The organism is Faecousia intestinalis (genome assembly GCF_040096185.1).
Taxonomy (GTDB): Bacteria; Bacillota; Clostridia; order Oscillospirales; family Oscillospiraceae; genus JAZOXB01.
Window position 1 is genome coordinate 1 of sequence record NZ_JBBMFF010000056.1, and the last position, 2778, is coordinate 2778.

Annotated in this window: 2 protein-coding genes; both read right to left on the minus strand. The window is 65.6% G+C overall.

The window, feature by feature from the left end; genetic code table 11:
• Nucleotides 1-103: 103 nt before the first annotated feature.
• A complete protein-coding gene (locus tag WMO66_RS00715; protein WP_349134488.1) occupies nt 104-712 on the minus strand; it encodes a DUF3786 domain-containing protein in 609 nt (202 codons plus the stop codon).
• A 9-nt stretch (nt 713-721) separates the two neighbouring features.
• Complete coding sequence (gene acsV, locus WMO66_RS00720) at nt 722-2647, minus strand: corrinoid activation/regeneration protein AcsV (protein WP_349134489.1); 1926 nt, start codon at nt 2645-2647, stop codon at nt 722-724.
• Nucleotides 2648-2778: the final 131 nt, after the last annotated feature.

Below are 2778 nucleotides of genomic sequence, written 5' to 3' on the forward strand. Positions count from 1 at the left end.
GGTGCAGGGCCGGGAGCGGCATGCCGCTCCCCTACAGTGGCATATGCGGTCGGCGTGGTGCCACAAAAAAATGAACGAAGGCCATTTCTGGCCTTCGCTTTTTTTACAGATTCGCCTTGATCTCGTTGCACAGCAGGTCCCCTGCGACGACGCGGTCCTCGGCCGCGAAGCCGTCGACAAAGTTCGCGCTGTAGAGCAGCTGGGCACTGGGCGGGAATTCGTCGTCGCCCGCCCACAGGAGCATGCGCAGGCGGTAGTTCCCCAGCAGGGTGAACTCGAAGCCTGCGTCGCCAGCCTGCAGGGGCAGGCCGCCCATGGCGGTGCAGGCGGCGCGGAAGGCCTCCAGCCGCGTGCCGAAGCTGAACGCGGCGCGCTTCAGCACGCGGCCCGTGAACGGCTGGATATACAGCTCGCCCCACGGCATCTCGCGGAAGGTCAGGAAATCGCGTGATCCGGCGGTCTGCTTTCCCTCCAGCAGCCAGCGCATCAGGAACGTCTGCGCGGGCAGGCTCTTCAGGGCCGTTCCGCCCTCGCCGGAGATGGAGAACTCCGGGTGGGTGATGCGGTAGGGGTGGCCGAGAAGGGTGATGCGGAACGCGCCGTTCTCAAACGGCGTGCCGGTGCGCGCGGCGGCCTCCTGCGGGTCGAGCGCGGCGAAGCGCTCGCAATAGTGGGCAAACGGGACCTCTTCCTTGTGATTTTCGATCTGCATAACGGCTCCTTATTCCGCCGAGGCGAAGCGCGCAGCGTCGGTGTGCGGGAGGAAGCAGGCCGCGACAAAGGCGTCCATGTAGCCCGGGTGCGTGGACAGCTCCATATAGGTCATGTTGCGGGCGACCTGCTCGACGCGGTCGTTGGCCTCGTCGGACAGGGCCATGGTATATGCGCCTGCGAGGGACGAGTTGCCGATGTAATGGAACAGCTCGAGCGGGACGTTCGGGAACATACCGATGCGGACGGCATTGCGCATATTGATGCCGCTGCCGATGCCGCCTGCAACATAGAAGCTCTCGATGACGCTCTCGTCCATATCCATGGCAGCAAGCAGCGTGTCGATGGCGGAGTAGATCGCGCCCTTGGCGCGGATGAAGTTGTCGATGTCGACCTCGTTCAGGGCGACCTCGCGGCCGGTGGCGGATTCCTCCGGCGTGGCGAGGATGTAGCGGCCGCAGCCGTGGCGGTCGTGGGCGACGCGCTTGCCCTCGCGGACGAAGATGCCCTTGGAATTCAGGATCCCGGCGTGGAACAGCTCGGCGATCGTATCGATGATGCCGCTGCCGCAGAGGCCGACGGGCTTCTGGCCCGGCTCGCCGATGATGCCGAACGTCGGCTCCATCGTCTCGGGGTCGATGACGCAGGACTCGATCGCGCCGTCCGTTGCGCGCATGCCGCAGGAGATGTCGCCGCCCTCGAAGGCCGGGCCTGCCGAGCAGGCGCACGAGACCATGAAGTCGCGGTTGCCGAAAACGATCTCGCCGTTCGTGCCGAGGTCGATGAACAGGGACAGCTCGTCGCGGTCCCAGAGCATGCTGGCGAACGTACCGGCGGTGATATCGCCGCCGACATAGGAGCCGATGTTCGGTGCAAGGCGGATGGCGGCGTCCGGATGGGCGGGCAGGCCGAGGTCGTGCACGCGCAGGCCGTCCCAGTGGAAGAAGGCGGGGATATACGGCTCCATGCGGACGGGGTCGGCATCCACGCCGACGAACAGGTGGTTCATCGTCGTGTTGCTCGCGACGCACAGGCGCACGATGCGCGCAGGCGGCAGCTTGGCATCCTTGCACAGGGTCTGCAGCAGGGGGACGAGCGTCTCCTTGAGGATGGCGTCCTGCAGCTTTTTGCGGCCGCCGGGCTTGCCCTGCTCGATGATGCGGTTGATGACGTCCGCGCCGTAGCGGATCTGGCCGTTGCCGCCGGACGCCTTGGACAGCAGGCGGCCGTCCTTCATGTCGAACAGCACGGCGGAGACCGTCGTGGTGCCGATGTCGATGCCGACGCCGCACATCGGGAGCGTGTCGTTCTGGCCGGTCACGTCGAAAACGGTGAAAATACCGTTCTGCAGCTCGCCGAGGACGCGCACGGCAAAGGCATTGTCGCGCAGAGTCTTCGGCAGGCGGCGCATGGCGTACCACGGCAGACGGACGGCGTCGATGCCGTCCTGCGCCTCGAGCGCGCGGGTCAGGCGCTCGTTATCGGGCATGGTGTCGTCAAGCGTCGGCTCATCGAGCTGAAGGTCGACGGCGCGGAAGCCGTTGCCGAGGCTGATGCCTGCACCTTGGACGCCCGCGAGCAGCTCCTCGAAGATACGGATCTCCTCGCCGCTGGACAGGTCGGCCGTCTTCATGCGGCTGCGGTAGGCCGAGGCGATGTCCGGCACGAGCACCACGGCGTCGGACGCCGCGTGCATGCAGCACGAAAGGCGCCAGCCGTCTGCATACTCCTCGTCGGAGATATGGGACGTCTGCGGGCCGGTCAGCTCGCCGGAGACGAGCTTCACGCGGCACTTGCCGCACGAGCCGTTGCCGGAGCACGGCGCATCGATGGCGACGTTGGCCTTGCGCGCGGCGTCGAGCACGCTCTCCTCCGGGGAGACCGAGATCACGACGGGCTTTTCATCGTTTTCAAATTGGAAGGTCAGTTCAAACATGATCGGTGATTCTCCTAAATTCTATATTCCGCCGGGGCGGGAGGGTTCAGATTATGCAGGGAGAGGCAAATGGAAAAGTTGAGCGAGGCCGCCAGCCGTGTTGTCATTGCGAGGCCCAGAAGGGGCCGTGG

Coding starts and splice junctions, on each gene's coding strand:
- acsV (WP_349134489.1), bottom strand. CDS start 2,647: ATGTTTGAACTGACCTTCCAATTTGAAAACGATGAAAAGCCCGTCGTG.
- WMO66_RS00715 (WP_349134488.1), bottom strand. CDS start 712: ATGCAGATCGAAAATCACAAGGAAGAGGTCCCGTTTGCCCACTATTGC.